At 37.6% G+C, this 1,261-nt stretch carries 1 protein-coding gene; it reads left to right on the forward strand.

The annotated features are described in order from the left end of the window. Positions 1–215: 215 nt before the first annotated feature. Positions 216–1,046 (forward strand): Mrp/NBP35 family ATP-binding protein, encoded by an 831-nt coding sequence (locus tag AMDU4_RS13600; RefSeq protein ID WP_021788504.1) that lies wholly within the window; start codon positions 216–218, stop codon positions 1,044–1,046. The last annotated feature ends 215 nt before the right edge of the window (positions 1,047–1,261 follow it).

Consider the following 1,261-nt stretch of genomic DNA (forward strand, 5'->3'; position numbering starts at 1 on the left):
CTGGTGACTGTTTTAACGGAGCATTCGCGTCTGAATTTCTCAGAACTGAAAGTATAGACAAAAGCATGGAATTTGCCAACATAGCAGGTGCACTGTCCACCACAGGATATGGCGCCTTTCCATCTTTTCCATACAGAAACCAGATTATCTCTATAATGGAGGAATGATCGAATAAAAAGCGGGTAACATTATATATTAATATAAAATATAAGGACATGGCTGGAACAATAAAAATTAATGAGCCACCACCAAGACCTTCACTTACGCCAGGAAAATCAATTAAATATAATGTAAAACACACTATAATGGTTATGAGCGGAAAAGGTGGGGTGGGAAAATCAACAATCGCAACAAATCTAGCAGTTACCCTTGCACAGAAAAATTTTAAGGTAGGCTTACTGGATGCCGACATAAATGGCCCGGATGACCCAAAAATGCTGGGGATAGAAGAGGAAAAAGCCTTTGGAAATGAGGAAGGCAAAATAGAACCTGCAAAAACAAAGTATAATGTGGATGTAATCTCAATGGAAATGGCATTGCCCACACATGATACTCCAGTAGTATGGAGGGGGGCCATAAGGCATAAGGCAGTACAGCAATTTCTTGAGGATACATCATGGGGAAATAAGGATCTTTTGGTCATCGATCTCCCTCCAGGAACCGGAGATGAACCGTTAAGTATCTGTCAACTTATACCTGATGCTGATGGGATAGTTATAGTAATAACGCCACAAGAGGTTGCCTTGCTTGATGCAAAAAAGGCAATAAATTTCGCCAAAAAAGTTAATATGCCAGTACTTGGAATAATTGAAAATATGAGTGGTTTTGTGTGCCCACATTGCGGCCAGGAAACGGATATATTCAAGAAGGGTGGAACTGAACAGATTGCAAAGGATTATAACATACCTTATCTCGGAAATATACCAATAATGCCTGAAATAGTTCAAGATTCAGATTCTGGAATCCCTGCAGTGGCTAACAATGATTACATAAAGAAGTTTTTTGATACTGTAGCAGATAATATGATAAAAAATCTTAAAAAATAATTTTTGATTTAATTATTATTGTGAACTATAGTTTAACTTGACTTTCGAGCTATAAACTTGTTAAACTATGTATTATCAAGGTTAAATTACATATTGTGTTGGTACGGTTATTGGTTGTCATGTCTGTGAACTACCTCATGCTAAAACATGGAGGTTTGCTGTTTCACTGGCAAAACTTGCACTTACATAGGACTTATGTAAAGGGGATCCTCAGA

The sequence above is a fragment of the Ferroplasma sp. Type II genome, from assembly GCF_000496155.1.